Origin of the sequence: uncultured Methanobrevibacter sp. (genome assembly GCF_937898925.1) — an archaeon.
Taxonomy (GTDB): domain Archaea; phylum Methanobacteriota; class Methanobacteria; order Methanobacteriales; family Methanobacteriaceae; genus Methanobrevibacter.
In genome coordinates this window covers 1-1,998 of record NZ_CALDKF010000108.1, presented here as the reverse complement: position 1 = coordinate 1,998, position 1,998 = coordinate 1, and the positions used below count along the sequence as shown (strand labels likewise).

Annotated in this window: 2 protein-coding genes; both read right to left on the bottom strand. The window is 32.5% G+C overall.

The genetic code is table 11. The features are described 5' to 3' along the window. Positions 1 to 180: hypothetical protein (locus Q0409_RS08980; RefSeq protein WP_298537281.1), on the bottom strand; the 180-nt coding region annotated here is incomplete at its 3' end. Between the two features lie 254 nt (positions 181 to 434). Beyond that, positions 435 to 1,998: Ig-like domain-containing protein (locus tag Q0409_RS08975; protein WP_298537278.1), on the bottom strand; the 1,564-nt coding region annotated here is incomplete at its 5' end.

Sequence of the window (1,998 nt, the reverse complement as noted above, 5' to 3'; positions counted from 1 at the left end):
ATTTTCATCAATCTGACTACTGTCCTCAATGATTTCATCTACAGAAACCGTATCTATAGACAAGTCATCAGTAGCCTCAATTACATCTGTTCCAATATCTGCATCATCCACTGCACTGACAGCACCAATGGAAAGGATGGATATTAAAACCAATACTATAAATAAATGCTTTGAATTCATAATGATCACATTTTATTTCTCAAAATTCGCCATATATTTTTCCAAAAAGGAAAAACTATCAATTTAAACTTAATTAAATTAATATATAACTTAATATATTTTTTAATATATTTAAATTTTATCAAATTAATTTTATATAAAATAAGACATATTTGAATAAATACAATTTCGAATTAGTTAAAAAAGAGTTTAAGATATGAAAAAATAAATAAAATTTTTAAAAAAAGAAAATAATAAGTGATTGGTTAGATCACTTATTTCTTAACGTTTATTTTTACTTTTTTGCTTATTGCTGTGAAGTACTTGTTTCCTGCAAATTTGATTAATGCGGTGTATTTGCCTTTTTTGTTTAGGTTATTTATCTTGAAGGTTGCTACACCTTTTTTGTTTGTTTTTACAGTGTAAGTCTTTTTATTCACTTTTAGGGTAAGCTTTGTGTTTTTCATCACTTTTCCCTTGTTGTTCTTAAGGGTTGCAGTGAATTTTTTGACTTTTGCTTTGGCCTTGAATGTTCTTTCCTTTGCAGCGAGTTTTGGTTTTGCCTTCTTGACCACTACTTTAGGTTTTAGGGTTGAAGCCTTGTAGGAGCTGTCTCCTGCAAACTTGACTGTTGCAGTGTAGGTCTTAGGAACCAAAGTTGCTACATTGAGGCTTACTTGACCCTTATTGTTGGTCTTCAAGGTCTTGCTGATTGTTCCGACTTTGACTGTTACCTTCTTGTTAGCCAATACTTTGCCTTTAGCATCCTTAAGAGTTATGACAAGCTTTTTGGCAACATTGTATGTTGCAGTCACCTTAGGGGCAGTGAGCTTGGTAGCCACATTAGTAGGAGTTGGAGCCGGTCCGTTTATAATCATTGTGATATTCTTTCTGAATGAATCGTAGTTTTCATCACCGGAGTAGGTTGCAGTTCCATGATATGTTCCAGGGCTTAGTCCTGACATCTTAATGGTGGCACCTCCATTTGATAAAATCTTTGTAATGGTTTTTTCATCAATCATCAATGAAAAAGTCCCTTTGGCATCAGCAGGCAATTTTATAGAAACATCTGAACCGTTAACACTCACTCCATACTCGAAATCATTTAATGTTAAAGTGATGTTTTTCTTGAAGCCATCATAGTTTTCATCACCTGAGTAGGTTGCAGTTCCATGATAAGTGCCTGGATTTAAGCTAAATATTTTAATAGTGGTACTTCCATTCACCAAGTTTTTTGTATAGGTTTCATCACCAATTACCAATGATAAAGTACCTTTTGCATCAACAGGCAATTGTACAGAAACATTTGATTCATCCACCATTACATCCACATCTAAAACTTTCTTCTTAACAATAAATGAAGTATTATTCACTGAAGGATAATATTCTAGATTCCCATTATATGTAACAGATACATTATATTCTCCAGCAGGCAGATTATCCAAATTTAAAATAGGTCTAGTGAGCTTGAGTTCATATGTCTTGTTATTTACCAGAACTGTTAGATTGCCAGTTGCATCGCTAGGATCAACAGGGAATCTGATTATTTGATTTTCACCATATTCAATGTCTGAAACATCAATTGAAACTGTTGAATTAACTCTAAAATATAGTATATTAGAGCTCTTGCTTCCTATTGATGGAATAACATAAACATTTGTCTTATCTATATTGTTTAATGTGAAGTTGGTGTCATTTATTGTCTTGAAATAAGTTCCATTCAAGTAAAGGTCATATGAACACTTGTCTAAGATATCCTCATCATAAGATTTCGGATGGGACAGATTCGCATCTATATTGAAATAATAGATCCCATCTGTTTCTGAATAAGTCAAATTG